The organism is Gracilibacillus salinarum (assembly GCF_022919575.1).
Lineage (GTDB): Bacteria > Bacillota > Bacilli > Bacillales > Amphibacillaceae > Gracilibacillus > Gracilibacillus salinarum.
Window position 1 is genome coordinate 2,734,420 of sequence record NZ_CP095071.1, and the last position, 21,597, is coordinate 2,756,016.

At 40.9% G+C, this 21,597-nt stretch carries 22 protein-coding genes and 1 pseudogene; 7 read left to right on the top strand and 16 right to left on the bottom strand.

The genetic code is table 11. From position 1 onward, the window contains the following. Window positions 1–9: 9 nt before the first annotated feature. From MUN87_RS12670 to MUN87_RS12680, 3 genes are all read right to left on the bottom strand, one after another. The gene (locus MUN87_RS12670; RefSeq protein WP_244740628.1) at window positions 10–465 is read right to left on the bottom strand and encodes a hypothetical protein; all 456 of its coding nucleotides are present in this window, start codon (window positions 463–465) and stop codon (window positions 10–12) included. 428 nt (window positions 466–893) lie between these two features. After that, window positions 894–1,178 carry a putative holin-like toxin gene (locus MUN87_RS12675; RefSeq protein ID WP_244740629.1) on the bottom strand — a complete coding sequence of 95 codons (285 nt, stop codon included), beginning with the start codon at window positions 1,176–1,178 and terminating at the stop codon, window positions 894–896. 402 nt (window positions 1,179–1,580) lie between these two features. Further along, entirely contained in the window at window positions 1,581–4,928 is a 3,348-nt protein-coding gene (locus MUN87_RS12680) for a LamG-like jellyroll fold domain-containing protein (RefSeq protein WP_244740631.1), read from the bottom strand. 455 nt (window positions 4,929–5,383) lie between these two features. Between MUN87_RS12680 and MUN87_RS22560 the strand changes: the two genes are divergently transcribed. The 4 genes from MUN87_RS22560 to MUN87_RS12695 all read left to right on the top strand — a co-directional run bounded on the left by MUN87_RS22560 (window position 5,384) and on the right by MUN87_RS12695 (window position 7,728). Continuing rightward, entirely contained in the window at window positions 5,384–5,587 is a 204-nt protein-coding gene (locus MUN87_RS22560; RefSeq protein WP_500796459.1) for a hypothetical protein, read from the top strand. 140 nt (window positions 5,588–5,727) lie between these two features. Beyond that, window positions 5,728–6,606 (top strand): LysR family transcriptional regulator, encoded by an 879-nt coding sequence (locus MUN87_RS12685; protein ID WP_244740633.1) that lies wholly within the window; start codon window positions 5,728–5,730, stop codon window positions 6,604–6,606. A 219-nt stretch (window positions 6,607–6,825) separates the two neighbouring features. Continuing rightward, a complete protein-coding gene (locus MUN87_RS12690) occupies window positions 6,826–7,341 on the top strand; it encodes an acyl-CoA thioesterase (RefSeq protein ID WP_244740635.1) in 516 nt (171 codons plus the stop codon). Between the two features lie 15 nt (window positions 7,342–7,356). Continuing rightward, window positions 7,357–7,728 carry a hypothetical protein gene (locus MUN87_RS12695; protein WP_244740637.1) on the top strand — a complete coding sequence of 124 codons (372 nt, stop codon included), beginning with the start codon at window positions 7,357–7,359 and terminating at the stop codon, window positions 7,726–7,728. Between the two features lie 211 nt (window positions 7,729–7,939). Here the strand turns inward: MUN87_RS12695 and nagZ are convergent, their stop codons facing one another. The 4 genes and pseudogenes from nagZ to MUN87_RS12715 all read right to left on the bottom strand — a co-directional run. Beyond that, the gene (nagZ, locus tag MUN87_RS12700) at window positions 7,940–9,652 is read right to left on the bottom strand and encodes a beta-N-acetylhexosaminidase (protein ID WP_244740639.1); all 1,713 of its coding nucleotides are present in this window, start codon (window positions 9,650–9,652) and stop codon (window positions 7,940–7,942) included. Window positions 9,653–10,180: 528 nt separating this feature from the next. Further along, the gene (locus tag MUN87_RS12705; RefSeq protein WP_244740641.1) at window positions 10,181–10,642 is read right to left on the bottom strand and encodes a DinB family protein; all 462 of its coding nucleotides are present in this window, start codon (window positions 10,640–10,642) and stop codon (window positions 10,181–10,183) included. Between the two features lie 201 nt (window positions 10,643–10,843). After that, window positions 10,844–11,248, bottom strand: coding sequence for a carboxymuconolactone decarboxylase family protein (locus MUN87_RS12710; protein ID WP_244740643.1), 405 nt, complete (start codon window positions 11,246–11,248; stop codon window positions 10,844–10,846). 98 nt (window positions 11,249–11,346) lie between these two features. Continuing rightward, window positions 11,347–11,433 (bottom strand): annotated as a pseudogene (locus MUN87_RS12715) (short chain dehydrogenase); the annotation flags it as partial. A 329-nt stretch (window positions 11,434–11,762) separates the two neighbouring features. Here MUN87_RS12715 and MUN87_RS12720 point away from each other — a divergent pair. Together MUN87_RS12720 and MUN87_RS12725 are read left to right on the top strand one after the other, a co-directional pair. After that, window positions 11,763–12,503 carry a metallophosphoesterase family protein gene (locus MUN87_RS12720; RefSeq protein ID WP_244740645.1) on the top strand — a complete coding sequence of 247 codons (741 nt, stop codon included), beginning with the start codon at window positions 11,763–11,765 and terminating at the stop codon, window positions 12,501–12,503. A 215-nt stretch (window positions 12,504–12,718) separates the two neighbouring features. Beyond that, on the top strand, window positions 12,719–13,453 hold the full coding sequence (locus MUN87_RS12725; protein ID WP_244740646.1) for a polysaccharide deacetylase family protein: 735 nt from the start codon (window positions 12,719–12,721) through the stop codon (window positions 13,451–13,453). 115 nt (window positions 13,454–13,568) lie between these two features. On the opposite strand, the gene bioB is transcribed toward MUN87_RS12725, so the two are convergent. Then, window positions 13,569–14,540: a biotin synthase BioB gene (gene bioB / locus MUN87_RS12730; protein ID WP_244740648.1), complete on the bottom strand. Its 972-nt coding sequence runs from the start codon at window positions 14,538–14,540 to the stop codon at window positions 13,569–13,571. A gap of 329 nt (window positions 14,541–14,869) precedes the next feature. Between bioB and MUN87_RS12735 the strand changes: the two genes are divergently transcribed. After that, window positions 14,870–15,973, top strand: a complete 1,104-nt coding sequence (locus MUN87_RS12735) for a threonine synthase (protein WP_244740650.1) — start codon at window positions 14,870–14,872, stop codon at window positions 15,971–15,973. Between the two features lie 172 nt (window positions 15,974–16,145). Here MUN87_RS12735 and MUN87_RS12740 read toward each other — a convergent pair whose 3' ends face one another. The 8 genes from MUN87_RS12740 to MUN87_RS12775 form a co-directional block, all read right to left on the bottom strand. Next, on the bottom strand, window positions 16,146–16,787 hold the full coding sequence (locus MUN87_RS12740; protein ID WP_244740652.1) for a pilus assembly protein TadG-related protein: 642 nt from the start codon (window positions 16,785–16,787) through the stop codon (window positions 16,146–16,148). Beyond that, complete coding sequence (locus MUN87_RS12745; RefSeq protein WP_244740654.1) at window positions 16,784–17,170, bottom strand: pilus assembly protein; 387 nt, start codon at window positions 17,168–17,170, stop codon at window positions 16,784–16,786. The genes MUN87_RS12740 and MUN87_RS12745 overlap by 4 nt, the downstream gene beginning before the upstream one ends. Then, window positions 17,154–17,591, bottom strand: a complete 438-nt coding sequence (locus MUN87_RS12750) for a hypothetical protein (RefSeq protein ID WP_244740656.1) — start codon at window positions 17,589–17,591, stop codon at window positions 17,154–17,156. Before MUN87_RS12750 ends, MUN87_RS12745 begins: the two co-directional genes overlap by 17 nt. A 14-nt stretch (window positions 17,592–17,605) precedes the next feature. Beyond that, the gene (locus MUN87_RS12755) at window positions 17,606–18,253 is read right to left on the bottom strand and encodes a hypothetical protein (protein WP_244740658.1); all 648 of its coding nucleotides are present in this window, start codon (window positions 18,251–18,253) and stop codon (window positions 17,606–17,608) included. Beyond that, window positions 18,246–18,623 carry a hypothetical protein gene (locus tag MUN87_RS12760; RefSeq protein ID WP_244740660.1) on the bottom strand — a complete coding sequence of 126 codons (378 nt, stop codon included), beginning with the start codon at window positions 18,621–18,623 and terminating at the stop codon, window positions 18,246–18,248. The genes MUN87_RS12755 and MUN87_RS12760 overlap by 8 nt, the downstream gene beginning before the upstream one ends. 21 nt (window positions 18,624–18,644) lie before the next feature. Further along, window positions 18,645–19,223, bottom strand: coding sequence for a hypothetical protein (locus tag MUN87_RS12765; RefSeq protein ID WP_244740661.1), 579 nt, complete (start codon window positions 19,221–19,223; stop codon window positions 18,645–18,647). Between the two features lie 83 nt (window positions 19,224–19,306). Then, window positions 19,307–20,977, bottom strand: coding sequence for a hypothetical protein (locus tag MUN87_RS12770; RefSeq protein ID WP_244740663.1), 1,671 nt, complete (start codon window positions 20,975–20,977; stop codon window positions 19,307–19,309). 110 nt (window positions 20,978–21,087) lie between these two features. Continuing rightward, window positions 21,088–21,372 (bottom strand): hypothetical protein, encoded by a 285-nt coding sequence (locus MUN87_RS12775; RefSeq protein WP_244740665.1) that lies wholly within the window; start codon window positions 21,370–21,372, stop codon window positions 21,088–21,090. Window positions 21,373–21,597: the final 225 nt, after the last annotated feature.

Sequence of the window (21,597 nt, forward strand, 5' to 3'; positions counted from 1 at the left end):
ACTCCTTCTTCACAATTCAAGCAATCTAACGATCTCACCAATATTATGGCCAACCCAGCACCCGATCAAGGGCAGAATATCGCTAGGATAGTCTAACTCCGTACCGCCGAAATCCAGAACAAACAAGCAAACGGTGAAAGCAACACTCATTCCCCCTACTATGACTGTTTCTATCATTGTTCGCCGCCTCCAGCGCTCCTCGCCGCGAAAATCTTTATCAAAGGCCGATACACGCTTCACCACCTTGGTTCCGATTGTCTTTCCCGTTTTTAAGGTATATAACATCATTGCTGTTACGACCCAGCCACTTACACTTAAAGATCCAAACACAAAATGGGAATTTCCTCCCATTTCGACTATACTTATATACAAGGCGAAACAAAACAGCAGGAGCAGATTAGTTTGGACTAATTTTATTTTTTTCAAACGCTTAACCTCTCGTATATCCCAGCCTGACTCAATCATTTTATCCTCCCTTCTTAGGAATTAGTTAGCATGACATATTTTCCGTGCTCTCTGTAATAGTCGAATACTCTTTGTTAGTAATCTTTCAGGAAATTCAGCCTGTTCTGATGCTAAGGTATACGCATATCCTAACACTTTTCCATCATTAATAAAATGTTACCCAAACAGTTTATAAGATTCTTAGTTTTTAGCATCAAGTATAGTTAAGATTTCACTTATGCCTTGCATGATAAACCCGTTCATCATGATCAAATAGCACCCACTTTCGTTCACTAGACTTCCTTCTATCCTCCCTTATGTTCGAATGCCCTCTGTTTCCAATAAAAAAACACACATGGTTAACAAATTGGTTTCATAAACCTTAACAATTTGTCTCCATATGTGTTCTCTCTTTCTTTTCTAACGGGTATCAAAGGAAAATCTTACCTTTACTTTCTGTGCGCAAAAGATAAAATCGCTACAATTAAAGCTCCAAAAGAGATCGTTAACATCAGAGCCTCATACGTTGTCATCATATTTGCCAGCTCTCCTTCCTTTGAAAGTCTTAAAAGTGCTGGCCTATCCAGTGGATCAGATACGTATTCCGTTGCAACGCGTATTTCGTCCTCGTCTGTATCTTTTGCGCCAATTGTAGGATGATTTTTACTTTTGTATTTGTCGTGATTACAGTTACACAGGATGGATCGTCCCGATTGTTCCCCGGCAATTCGCATGGATAGGCTAATGTCCTGCTTTATTTTCTCATCTCGATATTGCGCTCTATTTATGTAAGTAATCCTTTCGCAAAGGGGGAGGGGTATTACCTGTTATAAGTACAAGAATAGGAGAGTTATCTAGTAGTAGCACTGTGGTTGTTAGCCTTTTTACATGCCCATTCATTTCAGATATGATGATAAGTCCGTAATAGAAAGTAAGGTGCTGAGTCTCTTTTTTATGTGTTCATTCAGCAATTGCAGGATGCCCCTGTGGCGTGAATTACTTACTATTATTAGTTTGTCACGAATTCGGCTTTTTTATTCTCATTATCGTCTATTCTTTTAAACTCCTAAACGCAAACGGCTTTCACTCCCTGCACACAGCAAAAAACCCCCTCTGCTATGAAGGGGTTTTCGCCATTAATTCGTCATATGTTTTCTTTTTCTTACCATGAAAAACACACCAGCACCTGCTGCAATGAACAGTAGTCCTGCTATCAGCAAGTTATATTGATTCGTCGCTGTCTCTGGCAGTGTTTCTCCACCGGTGGATTGGCCGTTGTCGCCTGTGTCATCACCAGTTTCTGTGGCTCCATTATCCTCAGTTTCGTCACCATCAGACTCTGAGCCATCACTTCCACCTTCGTCTCCATCTCCTGTGGAACCTCCGCCAGTATTTGTGCCATCATCGTCTACTTGCAATACGCCATAAATACTGAATTGCTCGACATCTGCCACTACCTCAGCCGTATCTTTATTCACGCTGGTTGGCGCGATTTCTTCTTTTTGTTCGCCATTCTCATCGATATACGCTACTTGCAGGTTATCCCAGTCGGACACTTTTTCCTGATCGACGGTGAATGTCAGCGTTACTGGTGAATCGAGGCTGATTGCTTCGCCATTGGCGGTCAGCGTGAAGTCATACAAGTCACTGACAGCATGGTCATATTTCGCTTGAACCGTATCTGATACCTCACCTAATTCGAAGGCAATATCACCTTTCCCTTTTAAAATCGATACCGGGATTTTCACTTGGACGTTCTCGAATTGCAGAACAATATAATCGCTATCCTGCAGCTGATCGACTACCTCTTTTTTGATAATCGTCTTGTTATTATCGACTTGCGCTTGGTAGCTGTTCTCCTCTTTTTCTAGATCATCTAACTTGCCGATTACGGTAGTGTCTTCTTGCTGGCCACCGTTGTCATCTCCGTCTTCATCTGTTTCAGGGTTTTGATAGAGATCCTGCACGTCTTCTGCTGGAAGTACTAAACCATCATAAACACGAACCTCGTCCATCAACCCTTTAAATGGTGTATCCCAGTAGTTGACGCCTAGACTGAATTGGACATTTTCTGTTGTAAAAACATCCGGGAAATTGTCACCGGAAAACTTCTCTTCGCCGTTAATATAGACGGTTGCTTGGCCTTGATCGACTGTGAAAGCAAAATGGGTCCACTCTCCTGCTGGAATAATTGCATCGGATGCGGCATCATACCAGTCATCGCCGTTATGAGACCATACCTTGGTAATGCTCTGTGCATTCGGTACCACACTGATCCAGTTATTTTCCGTTCTTGCACCGAAAAAGGTGGTCGTGAATTCCGTGATTTCTTCTGGTTTCATCCATAGCGAGATCGAATATTGATCACCGGAAATTAACCCATTCGCGAGCTTTAATCCGGATGTACCATCAAATTTCGCTGCCTGACCGGCAATACCTTCTGCAAAAGTAATTTCTCCGCCGGTGTTATGGATGCGATCACCTGTGACAGTAGCGTCTTCCTGATTTCCTGATCGATCAGAAAAGTTATCACTGAAATCATAATAAGCGGACAAGCCGCCTTCTTCTCTAGCTGGGACAGTTACTGTTACCGTAAAGGTTTCTGTCACCTCGCCTAACGTAATGGTCGCTGTCAATTCTACATTGGCGTCATCCGATCCAGCCGACGGTCGATTGACAACACCTTCTGCTGAGATAATTTCCGGATGCGATGATTTCCATGTAATTTCCGTTCCCTGTGTTGCCATTGTTGGCAGGTTGATGTCGGAAATAGCACGTTCCGGAAGGCTTTCGCTTAGTTCTTGCTTAATGCCGTCCACTACTTCCTGATCGGGTTTACTTTCCGTTCTGCTTCCCCAGATCACGACACCTTCGTCAGACATCGCACTGAACGTCATCACCCATTGCTCGGCTGTCGGATCATACTGGCGAATGAAGACACCATCGTACGTTTTCTCGTCGGCAGTGATTTCCACACGGTAGTCATCATAGAGCTTCCATGTACCGGTAACCGCCCCCGTCACCTTATGGTCTTCCTCTAATTGCACCCATGTCGATTCGGTTAACTCACCGGTGATTTCTTTGCCATGGTTGATATATTTATAGTCACCGGTAACATCTGATTCGGAAACTGCTTCGATTTCTTCACCTGCGTAGTGATATGGCGTTGGTACTGGCCAGTCATCACTGTTTTTAAATGTTTGGTGCACGCGGACCTGATGCATTTCCCCTTGTTCTGGAAAACGTGTGTGGGTCACGATAAATTCTTTTCCTAGCTCTTCATCAATTAAATATGAGTTGTGACCAGGCGCCATATAGCCGGTACCGATTCCTGTACCTTCTTCCCCATAGTCACGCTTAAACAGGAAGTTCCCCATCATCTTATTCCCAATATTTTTGTGATCATCATTCCCTGGGAAATTACCTACACCAATATCGAATTCTTCAGGAAAAACAGCTTCGTTTCCTGCAGCATCTAGGTAAGGACCGTCAATGCTTTCTGATCGGAACTGGCGCATTTGATAACCGCCATCAGAAGCTAGTCCGCCATACGTGATGTAAAGGTAATAATAGCCGGTTTCATCATCATAAACGGCATAGGTTCCCTCGCCGGAGCGTCCGTAGCCACCCGCAATTTTCGTACCAAAATAGCGATCGATCATTCTGCCGTCTTCCGTTGTGCCATCTTCGCCTGGATAGATCGGTGTACCTGTTTCTTTATCCAATTCTAAAATATAGGTACCGCCTGACCAGGAGCCGTACGTCATATACAAGTCACCATTCTCATCATAGAGAATATTGGCATCGATCGCATTCGTGTATAGCGCGTTGTTGAAGTTGCCATCTTCGGTAAACCAATCCGGATTGGCTTCCTCGATCGTACCATCCTCAATCAGATCAGCGATGTTGGTATTTTCATAATGCTTGTTCACATCACTATTATTGTCATAGGTTTCATAGTTGGTAAAACCGGAGTACATAATCGTGTCGGTATATTTAAACGGTCCATCGATATCTTTGGATACCGCGATACCGATAGCGGAGCGGATATAAGTGGAAGACACGCTGTAATAGAGCATGTACGCACCCGTGTCACCATTCTCCCAGACATAGTCTTTGTTCCAGAAAATATCCGGTGCCCAGACCGCATAACCGCCTGTACTGTCAGCGTCATCTTCCCCTGCCCATTCGAATGATTCCGCGAGATTTTTAGATAAGTTGCCATAGATCGGGTTATTCTCAGGCATTTGGTATTCCTGATCCATAGTCGAATTCCAGTTGATTAAATCATTGGATTCTGCAACGGCGATATGGGAACCAAACACGTAATACTTGCCATTATCCGCCTTAATAATAGATGGATCGTGTACAGAAGCACGGTCAAAATTGATTGGCTCTGTTTGCTCGTCTCCAAGCACGGTTACCGGAATGGTTAAGATTAATAATAGACCGATAATAGATACTTTTTTCCAACTCTTGATCATTCCATTCTTCTCCTTTCGCTCGTCCCTTGTTATGAGAGCGTGTTCATTTTTCTTATTTTGCCAGATACGCCATGTACCGTATTCACCTAGCGATCAGCCTGTTTGTTATGCTTTTTGTTCACGCTATAAGCATGCCTCCTTTTTTACTGTGACAAGTTAGTAAATCGCTTACAAAGCTTTCTAAAATAAGATTACTATAAATATATAATTAACTCAATATTTTAACTGTTAAAAAATAAAATGATTAATAAGTAACAAAATTTTCGCTGATTTAATTACTATTATGGTTTACTTTATCTGTTAACTGGCTGTCATAAGATAGGGTTGCTTTTTGCAGAGACCCTCTTATATGATAACGATAGACTACTGTTAATAATTGGAATTAGCGTCAACGTATCGATCCTTTTGTAATACAGCTCGTCATTGTGCCGCTGGTGGTTATTGGTACAGGCGTTATGATAACGGTATGGACAAACAAGATACTGCTCGGACCAGCCGTAACCTTGCTAATAAATGTTTTATATGAAGTGTGGTGTGGCCTGTTTTATTATCCTGAGCCATCGTTTCATTTAACAGCTTGGAATTTCATTTTTACAGCGTGGTCCTTGGGGATTTGCTGGATTATTGTAGCGATGCGGAAGCAAAATAGAGCTCGCTAGAATCATATTTTGTCAAAAACACTCGGAATTTGATGATTCATGTGGAACAATGTACTATTTTCAAAAAATTTACTTGCTCACGCTATGGAAAGTGACTATGATGGTTATAACACAACGTCATCTGAAAGGGAGGTCATCCAATGGATATTAAACACCTTAAATATTTTTTAGAAATAGCGAAGACGAGAAGCTTCACACAGGCTGCCGAGAACTTATACATCACACAGCCCGCTCTCAGCCGTGCGATTAAATCACTGGAAGCGGAATTGCAGAACTCCCTGTTTATTCGAACGAGGAAGAAGATTCTGTTAACCGATGCCGGGGAATTATTACAGAACCACGCCGTTCCGATTGTAGAGAAAATGGACAGGCTGGAGGAAGATCTCCACTCTCTCAACACTGTTCATACCGGGCATATCCGCATCGGACTCCCGACGTTCATTCATTCTTTTTTCTTCTCGAAATTAATAGGCGCTTTTCATCTCGAATATCCTGCGATTACCTTTCAGTTGGAAGAGAACGGCTCGAAAATTATCGAAGAAAAGGTCATGAACGGACAGCTGGATTGCGGTGTCATCGTATTAAATGGGAAAAATCATGCGATCGACTGTGTATCTTTTGTCGCTGAACCTTTATCCGCGGTCGTGCATCCGTCTCATCCGCTGGCAGGTCGCGAGCATATACGGTTAGATGAATTGAAAGACGATGCCTTCATTATGTTTAATCAGGATTTTGAATTACGTAATATTATACTCGATGCCTGCAACCAAGTAGGATTCCAGCCAAAAATCACATCCGAAACATCGCAATTGGATTTCATCGAAGAAATGGTCGCCTCTGAGCTGGGCATTACCTTATTACCGGAAAGTACCAGTAATGCATTGTCCGGGAATGTCCAAAGCCTCCCGATCTCACAGCCTGTCGTGGAATGGAACTTAGCATTCATCTGGAAAAAAGATACCTATATTTCACAAACGAATAAAACCTTTATCTCCTACGCCAAGGATAGATTGGTGTAAATCTGCTATCGATTACCCGCATCGATAGCAGATTTTTTTGTGTTCGCTTCCATACATTTTTGTTATATATACCATGAAAGATTGGCATTGTACTTATGCGGAAAGCTGGCGTTATAATTTAGTCGAAGCAAACAAAGCACGAAGCGTCCATGGAAACAGCGCAACAGGACGCTCGTATTGACTATCTTGTCTAACCTAATAAGCAGGAGATGAATGATTGTGGAAGCAATGAAAATGAAAGATACTCGAGTTGTGCAAACAGATCAAGTTCTTATAAATGATTTAAATAATTATAATTCCCTTTTCGGCGGCGTATTAATGAAGAAGATGGATGCATGTGCCACCTTGTCGGCGAGAAGACATTCCCGAGTAAAGGAATGTGTGACGGCATCGACCGATTCGGTTAACTTCATCGAACCAATTCTGCAATCTGATTCGGTTTGTATCGAATCGTTTGTGACCAACACAGGAAAAAGCTCGATGGAAATCTTCTGCAAGGTCATCGCAGAAAATCTGGAAACAGGTGAACGCCGTTTTGCTGCGACAGCTTTTTTCACTTTTGTTGCCTTAGATTATAATCGCAAGCCGACAAGCGTCCCTCCCGTTATACCGGACACACCGGAGGAACAGTATTTGCATGAGACCAGCAGTGAACGTGTCCAAATCCGAAATGCCAAGCGCGAGCAGAACATTGCGTTAATTCAGAAGATGTCACTAGAAAAACCTTGGGACTAATAGGAGGTATAAACAATGATTGTTACATCAAGTTTTCAGGATCTGCATGTAGTAAAGACAGATTTAGCCAAGTTACAAAATAATTATCCAAATCAGTTTACGAAATTCATCAATGCCATCAAATTAACGAGACAGTTGCAATATGGCTTTCAATATATGGGATGCTTAATCATGGGAGAGGACGCGTACCGCTTCTTGCCACAAGCACAAATCAGCTACGTCCTTTCCATCTACGAACGCGAAATGGAAAAGCTGAAAAAAGACGCCGAATTTTCCGAAGTACGCCAGCTGCTATCAGATCACAAACAAATCAGTTATGACAACATCTGCAAGCTCGCACTCGGGAATAAACCAGAGTTTTTGGTTGGACCTGTTTTAGTAAGTTGATGGGTGAGAAGCCGGACGGAGAGGAATGATTTACTCTTCGTCCGTTTTTTTTGCGTGGAACGGCGTGGGCGGGATTGCTGCTGGGACTTTGGTGCGTGGGGGCTTTTCTCGTGTACTTTTGGCCGAGTGGGGGGCTATCGGACGCCCTCTCTCCTTTTTAAACAAAGATTGTCCGATAGACTACCTTTCGCGAACGATACAAACTCGCGATTTAATCAAGTACCTTTTCAATCGATTGATTCAACTTATCGATATCTACTGTATCGACTTTTTCGTTCTTGAGTTCGTATTTCCTTTTTAATTGGATCACTCTTTTTACACTTTCATTTATTCTTTCCTCGGATATGTCGCCTTGTTGAACGGCCTCGGTTACCTGCTCAATCGCTTCCACAACGTTATTATATCCGTGCGCAATCAGCAGCATATCATTGCCCGCTTTCACTGATTGGACCGCTGCCTCTCCAATTGAATAGTTGTCGGTGATTGCCTTCATCGTCATATCATCTGTCATGATGACACCGTCGAATGCTAATTTTTCCCGCAACATGTCTGTGATCACTGCTCGGGACATCGATGACGGATATTCCGGATCGATCGCAGGTAATAAAATGTGTGCCGCCATCACTACGTCTGCCCCGTTTGCAATTGCCCGTTCAAAAGGCACTAACTCCAATTGTTCTAATTCGGCCATCTCTTTATTAACGGTTGGAAGCTGCAAATGGGAATCGACAGAGGTATCGCCATGTCCCGGGAAATGTTTGATCACAGAAATAATGTCCTGTGACTGGATTCCTTTCATCGTCTCCACCCCAAGCTTACTGACGACCTCTGGATTATCGCCGAACGATCTGTTGCCGATAATCGGATTGTCCGGGTTACTGTTGACGTCCATGACCGGGGCGAAATCGAGATTGAATCCGAATGCGTTTAACTCCTGCCCTAACAGAACACCGACTTGATAGGAGAACTGTTTATTATTGCTCTCGCCAATCTCCTGATTAGTAGGAAAAGGGATTAGCTCTCCTGGCAGCCGCTCAATCTCTCCACCCTCCTGATCGACACTTAGAAATAGTGGAAGTCGATTACTCTCATTTTTCCTTTTTATCTGATTGATCAACTGCACCGTTTGCTTTGGTGTCTCTAAATTATTCGCATAAAAAATAAAACCGCCGATTTGTTGTTCTGTGATCAGGTTCTGGGTATCTGCATCAAGTGTTGTTCCAGAAACTCCAGCGAGAATCATTTGTCCTATTTTTTCATGCAGGCTCATCTCCGCAACTACATCCGAAATACTAGCTTTCTCATTACTGGGTGCTGATGGCTCCTTATAAACGGATATATGATCAACCGTCGGATCTTCGTTTGATTCAGAGGGTTGAGGTAAAATCCATTTCAGCTCGTATCCGGATTCTGTGTGGTAGACTAAGATAACTTGATTATGCGTATCATCCTGAAAATAACGCGTATCGGTCGGTTCTCCTAATGTTTTGGTAATCGCTTGATACGTAATAGTTTGGATGGACCCTGCCGCAGAGCGAATGTCAAAGACCACCTCATACTGATAGCCAATTGTTTTGTCTGCAAACACTGCATAGGTTGCACCATTCACTTGCGATGATTGATCAGGATCTCCCCATTCATCCTGCACTTGCTGATAACTTGTCTCTCCTGCAACAAATGGGATATTAGGAACGGTTCCTTTTCCAGCTGCGGAATGGATTTGTTCGATCGTGTTAGCGATTTGATCAGTATTCTTTGCTGGTTTTTCTGTTTCAGGAGTATTTGTTATGTCTTCCTGCGTTTGATCGTTTTCTGTTGGCTGTTGTGTAAAGTACATAAAGAACGCAACCACAGCAACGATCAAGAATAATATTAGGTAAACGATTCCTTTTTGTTTGGTTTTTTTACTTCTGGCTCGAGGCATGTACATCATCCTTTGCTTACTGTCTTAGTTGATTTTATTCAAAAAGAGTAATGGTTATGAGGCCTGTCCTTTTTGTCAACGCCATTTTATATCATTCTTCGTTGGCGAATGATCATCCAGCTTTTTTGACCTCTTCACATGTGCAGGATTAACAACTACAACTTTATATTGCTTTTCCATTAACCAATAGGCAAATGGTGGCCAGTAGATTCCATACCGATGATCCAATCACTTTTATTATGTTGTAACGTTAACGCTTCTCCCCAACACACAAATCGTTGGATCCTTCCAAACTATTATTAAAATACAATGGCTTCACAAATTGTATACCTCGATAATCCTGAGCGCGGGCAACATGCCTTTCTTTGGCAATATCTACCTCAACGTTTAATGTTTACTCTGATAGTTGTAATATCTTCTCATTTTGTTTATAATGCATGATAGTCTTTATTACAGGAGTGCTTTCCTACCGTACAAAAAAGACGCCATGTTAAATATGCGCGCCTCTTAGTTAAAACTGATTTAAAATTATTCGTTTTTATTTTGTATTAAGATTTGATTGTAAATGTGGTGTTCCATATGTTCAAGATAGTCTTGTATTAACCATTCTAGTGTCCTATGTTGATTGTTTCCTATGTCGCAAAGGTTGGATAACTTATCATTAGGAATATGTTGAACAATATTTAATATTTGATTATTTAGGGTTTGAAAAAGGTTAACTATTTCGCCGAGTTTTGTATCTTGATAATTCTGTACTGCTACCCATTGGTCTTGATCATATGATTCAACAATATAAACACTTTCTTCGTATTGAATTTTTATAAACCTCTCCATATTCAATATTGCAGAGTCACACAAATGTCCTACTATTTCTTTTTTAGACCATTTATTTGGCAATGGTCGACTTGAAACTTCTTCCTCAGACATCGTGTTATACACTTCTGGTAATGTTTTTATCCAATGATTTATTCTCTCAACTACCTTTTGCATAATTTTAACCCCCAATGCTAATATTCGACTACCGCTCTTAAAATTCCTAATACAAATTTAACGAGTCCTTCCCCTGCCCTACTAATTAAGTATAATGTGATCCCAAAAATCAATACCGTTTTTTTGGAAAACCCCTTCGTCTATTGACCAATTACAAACGTAATCACCATATGATACATCTTTTTTCAGACATGATTCAGCTTATTCAGCACTTTCTTCCTCTCTTACCTCGAACACCTTTTTCGCAATAGTCAGGGCATTTAAGACACGTGGAAAGCCTGTGTATGGTATCAGCTGAATAATGCTCTCGACAATTTCCTTTTTCGTTAATCCTGCTGAAAGCCCTGTGTTAATATGTAGCTCGATTTGTGGCTCGGTTCCTTGTGTAACAAGGGATGCGATCGTCACAAGTGCACGTTGTTTGTTCTCCAGTCCATCACGGGAATAGATGTCACCGTATGCAAACTCGATGATATACTTGCCGACATCTGGGGCGATATCTTCCAGATCCTCTGAAATTTTCAGGTGCGTGGACACTTCATCATTGCCTTCAAGTGTGTATTCCATTAATTTATCTAGGCCTTGCTGGTATTTGCTTTTTTCCATATGATAAAACCTCCTGTTGTATGTATTATACTTGAGTACTATAACACAGAAGGTTGATAAACATGCATGAATTCAACTTATAGATGGGTACTTACGCTTTAATACACTTCATAACTTTGGCCAGTCTGCGCACCTTCTACACTTTTTTGGTACGCTAACACGACACGGCTTGCTGGCACGGCCTCACTATCATAAACGTGTCGTATCGATACATTTTAACACATGATTGGGAGTTATTCTTTTATGTATGGTTGAACTTGAGAATTATCCCACCTCATTATATTATGATCCAAATGGCAATTCTTTTCGGGAGGAAGACGCATGGAAAGATAAGCATTCCGAACAGACCTTTATCCTAACGTTATTTTCTGTTTTTACTGTTCTTGTATTTTAAAGAGATGAGACCAGCATACTAAAATACAGCAATTTGATCAGCATAATTTCTCTGATCGTTATGTTTATCATTTTTTCGATGTTTGTGCTTGATGACTTTTAACATGAGGATGTGATTTTCTTGACCAGCAAAATAGCAATAATCACCGATATCCACGGTAATGCTGCAGCCTTACAAACGGTTTTGGATGATATTGATCAAGATAAACAAGTTGCACACATTTATTGTCTCGGTGATTTAATCGGAATAGGTCATCAAACCAATGAGGTATTGGATTTGTTATTGTCACGTACAGATATTTCTTTTATCAGAGGCAACCATGAAGAGTCTGTATTGCGAATTCTCGAGGGCAAGGAGCCGCTCAGTACAGGGGAAGAACGAAAACATCATTATTGGATTGCCGAGCGCTTAGACAAAGCATTCGTTCCCGCTTTATTACATATGCCGATGACCAGAGAGCAAACCATTAACGGAAAGCATTTTTTATTCCTGCATTATCACATACAGGAGAAGAAGCAATTCTCACCGATTGATTGTCATCCTTCTGCCGAGAAGCTTGATACGCTCTATCAGCACTCAAAGGCTGATGTGATTTGTTTCGGACACCATCATGTCATTCATCACTTCCAATCCAATAAAAAGCTCTACCTGAATCCTGGTGCTTTAGGCTGCAACCACCACCCCTTTGCGCCCTACGCAACAATACAGATCGGAAATGAAGGGCAAATGGACATTTCCTTCAAGGAAGTAGCCTATGACAACAAAGATTTCTTATTAGCCTTTCAGACCTTACGCGTGCCTGCGAGTGCGTATATATTGAAAAATTTTTATGGGGAACAGCATGTAAAGTGGCATAAATGAGGCAAAACATATTGGCAAGATAGGATGGCATGTTATTTTTGCTCCATGCCATCCCTCTGATTGCTACAGCCATTTGCTATTAAGTAATGCAGACAGGATATTTCATGATGAACGCCTTTGATATTGTACAAAGCGCTAGACATAGGATACTCTGCATATTTTACTGGAAATAGTTAAAAAATACATAAGGATGAAAAAAGGAAGGAGTGCTGTCCATGTTGCCTCGAATTTTTATCTTATTAGGAATTACACTACTTCTAACATGTCATTTCGCTATAACCTCTCATGCCCAATCAACCAAGTATCCGTTACAAGCTAAATTCCCTAATCTCATGTTGTATGAAGGTGAAGTAGATGAGAAGATCATTGCTCTCACGTTCGATGACGGCCCAGACCAGCGATACACACCAGAAATTTTGGATATTTTAAAGAAAAACCAAGTGAAGGCTACTTTTTTCTTAGTGGGAACGCGGGTAGAAAAACATGCAGAGATAGCCAAACGGATTGTATCGGAAGGACATGCTATTGGAAATCATACCTTCTGGCACCCTAACTTAGCGGAATCAGATATACAGAAAATGCAATGGGAAATTCGTAAAACCAGCACACAAATATTACATGTGACCGGTCAAGAATCGTCATGGTTTAGAGCCCCATATGGCGCATTAAACGAAAAGCAGGTATTAATGCTTGGAAGCCTCGGGTACAAAGGCATTGGCTGGTCACTTGATACAGAGGATTGGAAGAGCCCAGGGGAAAGTGCGATAACGAATCAAGTCATTAATCATGTTCATCCCGGAGCAATTATCTTAATGCATAGTGCGGGCCACTGGACACAAGATTTAAGTGGCACGGTTGATTCGGTAAATAAACTTATTCCCACGCTAAAAAAACACGGGTATCAATTTGTTACAATCCCTGAATTGTGGGAACTTAGTCAACATAAGTAAGAAAGATTCACATGCGAAAGCCCCAAAGTTTCGGGGCTTTTTCCATGATACCTTCTACGTGATGGAACATCTTTTCAGCCATATGACATAATCTACAAATCCTTCCATGTAGCATTTACATCACATCCGCTTCAAAACCGAGGTCACGCAGCATTCGATGATCTTCTGTATCCTCCTGACCTAGCGTTGTTAAATAATCGCCGATGAAGATTGAATTGGCGGGATACAGTCCAAGCGGTTGCAGACTCTTCAGATTTACTTCGCGACCGCCTGAGATGCGTATTTCTTTTGTAGGGTTAACGTAGCGGAACATCGCGAGCACCTTTAGGCAATATAACGGATTGAGCTCATCGGTGCCTTCCAGCAAGGTGCCATCGATTGCATGGAGGAAATTAACCGGAATCGAATCTGCATCTAATTCTTTTAACGCTTTTGCCATTTGTACCACATCCTGTCTCGTTTCCTTCATGCCGACAATAACACCTGAGCACGGTGAAATCCCAGCCCTCTTGGCTTCGTTTACCGTTCGTAAGCGGTCCTGATAGGAATGACTTGTGGTAATCGTATCATGATGATTTTCTGAGGTGTTGATGTTGTGGTTATAACGGTGCACTCCCGCCTCCTTTAGTCGCACCGCCTGGCCCTCCTTCAAAATGCCGAGGCATGCACAAATTTTGACGTCATGTTTTGCTCGGATTTCCTTAACTGCTTCCACGACATGATCCAGCTCCCGATTTGTCGGGCCTCTGCCGCTGGCTACGATACAATATGTACCGGCACGCATCTGCTCTGCTTTCTCCGCACCAGCAACAATGGCTGTCTTGTCCAGCATCCGGTACGTGTCAATTGGGGCGCTCGAATCCCGCGATTGGGCACAGTAGCCACAGTTTTCCGAGCAGTTGCCTGATTTGGTATTGATGATCATGTTCAACTTTACTTTGTTGCCATAGTAGTGCTTGCGAATCTGATAGGCGCCGTTTAACAGCAGCAAAAGACTCTCATCAGGCGACTCCAATATGCTTAGTGCTTCTTCATCTGTCAGTTCATAACCATTTAAAACATCTGTTGCCAATTTACTGTAATCCATATTCGTTTCTCCTTCCTAACCTTAGGCTGCAAGTGAGCAAGCCTTATTTACATTTGCTTACACGATAGCTTAATCGAACTTCACACCTTATTGTTAACTTTTATTTTTTTTGGTTAACAATAATAGAGTACCACATAACATAATAAATTTGAAATATCTTTTGGCTGATGTTGTTTAGCAGTCATGTCTAACATTCGGAACTGCAAAATGAATCCTGCGCACATTGGCAATTTTGGATGAGACATAAGTCTATCTAATTTTTCCTAGCTAGGAGTTATGCTAAACTGTAAGCAGTATTCTTAGACATTCGTCAAAGGGGTGGATACAGGATGAAGCAATTTATTTGTAAAAGTTGTGGCAAAACATATGATATAACACCAACGCGGTGGAAATGTGAATGTGGCGGGGTGTTGAATATAGTAAAAGATACACCAATTATCGATGTTACAGCATGGAATAACTATCCAAACTCCATATGGCGTTATGTGGAGACGATGCCTTTTGCTAAAGGTTCTAAAACATGGGAATCGGTGACAATGGGAGAAGGTCAATCCGCTCTGATCATGCTGGATCCTGCCGAGCCTACTACGTATGTAAAAGTGGATTATATGATGCCGACGTTATCCTTTAAAGATCGTGGTGCCGCTGTTTTGATGACAAAGGCAAAAGAATTAGGCGTATCGAAAGTGATTGCGGATAGCAGTGGTAATGCAGGAACCGCGATCGCGGCTTATGCAGCACGTTGTCATATTGCCTGTGATATCTATTTAAGTGATCAAACGTCACCAAAAAAGATAGCGCAAATAAAAGCACATGGGGCAACGATAAAAGAAATACGAGGTACACGAGAGGACATTGCTGCTGCTGCACAAAAAGCAGTGGACGAGGAACACGTTTTCTACGCAAGTCATGTGTACAACCCTTATTTTTATGAAGGAACGAAAACATATGCCTATGAACTATATGAACAATTAAAGGCTGCACCAGATACTATCATTGTGCCAGTTGGCAATGGGACGCTTCTTCTGGGTGTGTATTATGGATTTAAAGAATTAGTTGAAAATGGATTAATTACTAACATTCCGAAAATCGTTGCCATTCAAGCCAAGAACTGTGCACCTCTTGCGCATGCTTACCGAACCGGGGAGGAATTGGCACAGCCTGTTACGAATAGCGGTACTTTAGCGGAAGGAATAGCGATTGCGGCACCAGCACGTTCGCAACAAATCTTAGAAGCTGTCCGCCATACCAATGGTACGTTTATGGAGATTGAAGAAGAAGAGATTGTCAACGCGCGTGCTCAACTTAGCGCGAAAGGCTATTATGTGGAAATGACCTCAGCTGTAAACTATGCTGGCTACTTGAAATATAAGCAGGCACCTGGGGAAAAGGTCATTATACCGTTGTGTGGAGCGGGGATTAAGTCAGTGTGAGCGAGGATGCTCTGCTAGGTGCTGACGAAAGTCCTATCTATCGGACACTTGAGCGATTCTCCGACTCCCTTTTTTCCGTTTGCGCTTTTCTATGCGAACTGCTTTCGTTCATTTCTCCATTCCTGCGATACCATTTGGACCGAATATGCAACGCTTTCGTTCAAAATACACATTAGTAATCAACAGAGCTCAAATATTCAAGCGCTGGCCCCAAGCCTTCTCCATCAATTTTTTCTGTGAATTCAGGGATATACTTATTATCTGATATACTGTTAAAATCGACTGTGGATTTCACTTCGATTTGCCAGTCATAGGAAAAACTCACGATAGTATCTGCTCCATTCCCGTGATTTTCTTCGATAATAGATCTAGCTGCCGCATTAATTTTATTCGTTAAACCTATGCTGCTAAAATGATCCTGAATCGTTGACTTTAATAATGGGTGTGCTTGAATTTCACCTGGTAACACTTGATTCAGGGCTTTAATATAGGCTTGATCTGCCGAGTCGCCGTCTGCCTGATAATCATGTTGCTTATCTTCAATTACTTCTGTCATGGTCTTCATGTCATGGTGTAGTCTTTCTGTAATTGACAAAGGATCATTGTCATATTGCCTGATCGCTTCTTTGGTCTCATTAACGACGACGGATGTACCTGCAATGGCGGCTTGTTCTGCTGCATTGGAAGACTGGGCGCCGGTGACAAAAACATTCGATATATTAATGACAATTAAAAATATAATTGCAATGATACTTAACAACCATACCAAGTATAATGCTGCATTGCCTCGTTCATTAGTAAATTGCTCTCTCATTCTACTAACACCTGACTCACTACTTTCTCATCTAAAGTAATCGAAGTACTCGGTTTCCACTCATCCGGAACAAAAATTAATGAATGACTTACCTCCAGATTCAGTTCAAACTTACCGTTATTAAGCGGCACCACATTCATACTCTGATAATCGATAACCGAGGAACTTCCGATCGCTTCTGTAATGGTATCTTTTGCTTCATCAATATCCGTCGTTGCTGCATATGTTTTCGCACCTGCATTAGTCGCCATTTTCACTGTATGCAAGGCATATCCGGAAGCGACTACCTGCCATAATAAGAGGAAGAACATAAAGAAGAATGGCAAAATACCTAAAAATTCAATGCTTAGCGCACCTTTTTCATTTTTAAGCTGTTTTTTCATTTGCCAACCCCCTGTTTACCGCCTGGTTCATTTTGTATTGGATGTACCAGATATGAAAGAAAAACAACAAATATTTATTCAATTCTATTTCATCATCGTATTCTTCGAGCAATTCTTTCACTCGATAAATAGAGTAATATAGTAAAGCAAGATAGAAATAAGTAAGAATCAGATCCATCGAATCAAGCATATACAACCCGTAAATGGTTAATACAAACTCACCAATAACACTGATAATTAGTGAAAGGGACAAATAAATTGTTGCGACGATCCACCATTTAAACGGTATATAGTTTTTCTTATTTATCAATTGAAATGAAGACTTTGCAGATAGAAACCAATAACCAACATATATGCCCAATGTGACAATTGAGAGCAATATCACTATCCATAACTTCTTCTTTTTTAATACTTCCGTCATCTGTTCTCCGTCCTTTATTCATCAATTATATAACGTTGTGTCAGGTAAAAAATCAAAAAGGGAAATATAGCAGCATTCACAATCGCCCTAGTAATGCTGTATACATAAAAATTATTGTCAAAATTGACAAAGGCTTGCATGAGCACACTGTAAATTAAAATTTGTGATGATACCACTACGACTAGATCGAACAAGATAAATATATTTTCTCTTTTCAATATGCCGCCTGTTTTTGCCAGGACTTTTTTTAAATCGACATTATGCACACAAAAAGGAAATACCAGCATAATTGCACCACATATAGCTGTCGGAATAAATGCCAAAGGCGCTCCAAATAATGCAATAACATAGAGTGGCAGACTAATAACAAGGACCATTCCAAAGTGTTTGATAAACTCTTTCATTAACTCCCAAATGGTTGGTTCTTCTTCGTCCTCGACATCACTTTGTGCTAATTTACGATACATCGGTATAATGCAGACAAAATTCATTATGATGAAAAACAGCATATATAAGTTGGGATATTGATTTGTTTCTAAAGAGTCATAGACATAGAACGTTGCAAAATACAGGAATAAAGATATGGGTATCACGATCACCAGACTAATCGTCATGATCTTCAAAAGGTGTCTGTTGTAAATTTCAAAACTATTTTTAATCATCTTTTTCTCGCCCAATTCTTTTATTTATTTGCAAAAACAAAAATGCAGTCACTAATGAGAAGACCGTACTGGAAAATAAATTCTCGTTTATCGTATTTGGTTCAATCAGAACCGGAATCTGCAAAACGATCATCGAAAACATTATATTAATCACAGACATCACGATAGCCGACAGAAATGCAGCAGAATACGGTGTTTGTTTATTCCATAATGGAGCCAAAATACCAACACTTCCATACGAAACAATGAATGTCGTAAAGATGACCCACTCAACTGACAAGACATTAAAGAAACCTATTATAAAGGTATAAGCAATGATAATAAGAAGACTTACACCAATTGTTTGAATAAAACCTCTAAAACTAAACATATGAACCTCCATTATTATCTGTCAGCCATTCGTTATTTCATCCATTTCGGCTGGTTTAATTAACAAAACGGGAGCTACGAAGAAAAACAAGATGGCTAAAAGAAATGCTAAAACAGCTAAAACAATCGCATCCGGATTTGAAGTAGCTAAAGAACCCATAAATGCAGTCGCACCAAACACGATTACTAATACTGTGTAAACGGAATAAATTTTTCCTAACTTTGATTTAGCAGGCTTCTGGACACCAAGGGCAATCTCTCTGGAATAGAAGTAAGGTAAGGTTACCATAATAAGTAACATGACAATCCCAATCCAAAAAGTCACTGTTAAAAAGTACATTCTTAATAGCGGGATAGATAAATAAATCGCTAATACATTTACCATGACAAATGATAGCAATGAAAAATACCGTTTACTTTGATGCTTAGTCGTTTTCCAGAAATAATAAAATAGTGCACTAGAAATGAATGCTAATACTATATTGAACAACAATAGCGGGATGTTACCTTCAGGAATCACACTTGCTAAGAACCCGATCCCTAATAATAAAATAGTTGTCCCGATGATTCGACTTTCTTTAAATGTTACTTCTTTATTCATAAAGTATCTCCCCTTCATCATTTTTTTGGGAATATCAAGACATCCCTTTTTTATTCAAAGAACAAGAGGAGAGGAGGATAAATTTATCCTCCAAAAAGACTCCCTAATTTTGAAATACCAGAGGAAATGCCATCTTTGATCGCATTGGCACCTTTCACTATTCCGTCATACCCTTTCTTAATGGTATTTGTAACGGCTGATTTGATTTTCCTGCCGGTTGCTGTACCGTTGATCAGATAAGTTGTAGCAAATCCGGCAAACAAACCTACACCTGCACCAATTACTGTACCCAGTCCAGGAACAACAGAACCTGCCAAAGCACCTGCCGCAGCACTAGAAGCTACACTACCTATCGCAGTAGAGGCTACACCGATTCCCACATCAGTTGTTAACGAGGCAGCAAAATCTGTAGATGCCAATCCGCTAAAATCAGTAAAACCATCAGAGAATTTAGAAACCGAGCTAACAGACGTTAGTGCGACTCCGACTGGTCCTCCTAATTTCAACATATTAGAAGGTTTATAAAAGCTTTTGGAAAATGCGTTCCATGAACTATTTAGAGAAGATTTGGTGGCACTGCCTACTGTTCCTAATAATCCACCAGTTCCTCTTAAATTTTTCGATTGCATAAATGCATTGTATCTGGCCTCACCTACTCGACGAGCGTTCGGCCCAAACTCCGCATTGCTTCCATTAAAATTATAGGATTTATACCGTTCATAGAACCAATTTCCGATCGAACTGTTCAAACTATTTTTTCCATAGACAGCATACTTTCCATCTGCCAATTCTTTAAATTTGAATCCGGCACCCGTTGCAATCAATCCCTGTGCCACACTATCGCCAAAACTAAGCACGTATTTCTTCACGTCACCTGCAACATTGGAAACCGTATCAATGATACTGTCACTGTCTTTTGTAGATCCAAATAATAAATTTAACACAGACGGCGGTTCACCGTCCTCTGTTGCATTACCATTCGTTCCATTACCACCCTGTGTACCATTTCCTGAAACTGCATCGCCACCAGATGAGCTGTTGCCATCAACGGCATTACCATTAGCAGCATTGCCACCGTTCAGGGCGTCTCCGGATCCATTACCATTTCCGTTGGAGTTTGAATTGTTACCATCGACTGCATTGCCATTGGCATCACCACTGCCAGAGCTGGTACCATCGCCACCATTAATTGCTTGGCCGCCTTCTGTATTAGATCCGTTTGAACCGGATTGACCCGATTCTATTGCAGAACCAGTGGAATTTCCGTCGCCGCCATTGATACCAGACCCATTGGATCCAGCTTCTCCACTGTCGCTGCCCGAGCCACCTTCCACTGCATTGCCATTAGATCCCGCATTACCCGCACCATTCTGATTACCACTTTGGATACTGTCGCCGGGTTGAATAGCATCCCCCGCAACAATTATGGAAAAAGAGGGTGGCGCATTCGGAGCAATAAATTGTCCATTTGAAGAAGGATCCCCTTCGATAATAGGTTCACCGGAACTTAATCCGCCACCTGCTTCCGCTGGAGTTCCATCATTATAAGCTTCCCCATAATCATAGACCTCTCCTGGTGCAATAAACTCACCACCAGAGATCGGGTCTCCAGGAGTGATCGACTCACCTGGCGTGATGGCCTGGCCAGGAGTGATAAAATTCGCAGCCACTCCAACAACAGGCAGTACATTCCAAAACAAGATAACAGCAATCAATACAATGGATATCCGCCGATTGTTTTTTCTTTTTTTCATGCCATCTCCTCTCTATACACGCTTTGATCTTGGTGTGTAGGGCGTGTATTGTTGATTGTTATTTTCTTTGTTCTATAATATTTTGAAGCACACTCAATGTTAGAGTAATTTTAATAATCTCTTTTGGTTATTTCTTTCACTTCTTTTGGTTTAATTAGCATAACAGGCGTAATAAATAATATTAGTAAAGAAAGCGATATCCCCAAAATACTTGCTCCCATTGCATTCTGACCATCATAATAGACAGAATTTGTATACATTACTGAACCAAAAGCAAGGAATAGAAATACAAATAATAAATAGATTTTTCCTAACTTAGATTTATTGGGCTTCTGTATACCAAACACTATTTTTCGAGAAAAGATGTAAGGTATTGTTACCATTAATAACAACACAAGAATCGCTACCCAGAAGTTAATAGTCAAAAAACTTAGCCGCAAAAATGGAGTGGCGAAATGAATAGCCATACAATTGAACATTACATATGAAAAAAGTGAAAAGTATCGCTTACTATCATGTTTGGTTTTTTTCCAAATGATATAGAACAAAAAACTAGATATGACAGCTAATAAAATATTTGATATTACTAGTACCATATTTATGGTAGGCATAGATCCTGT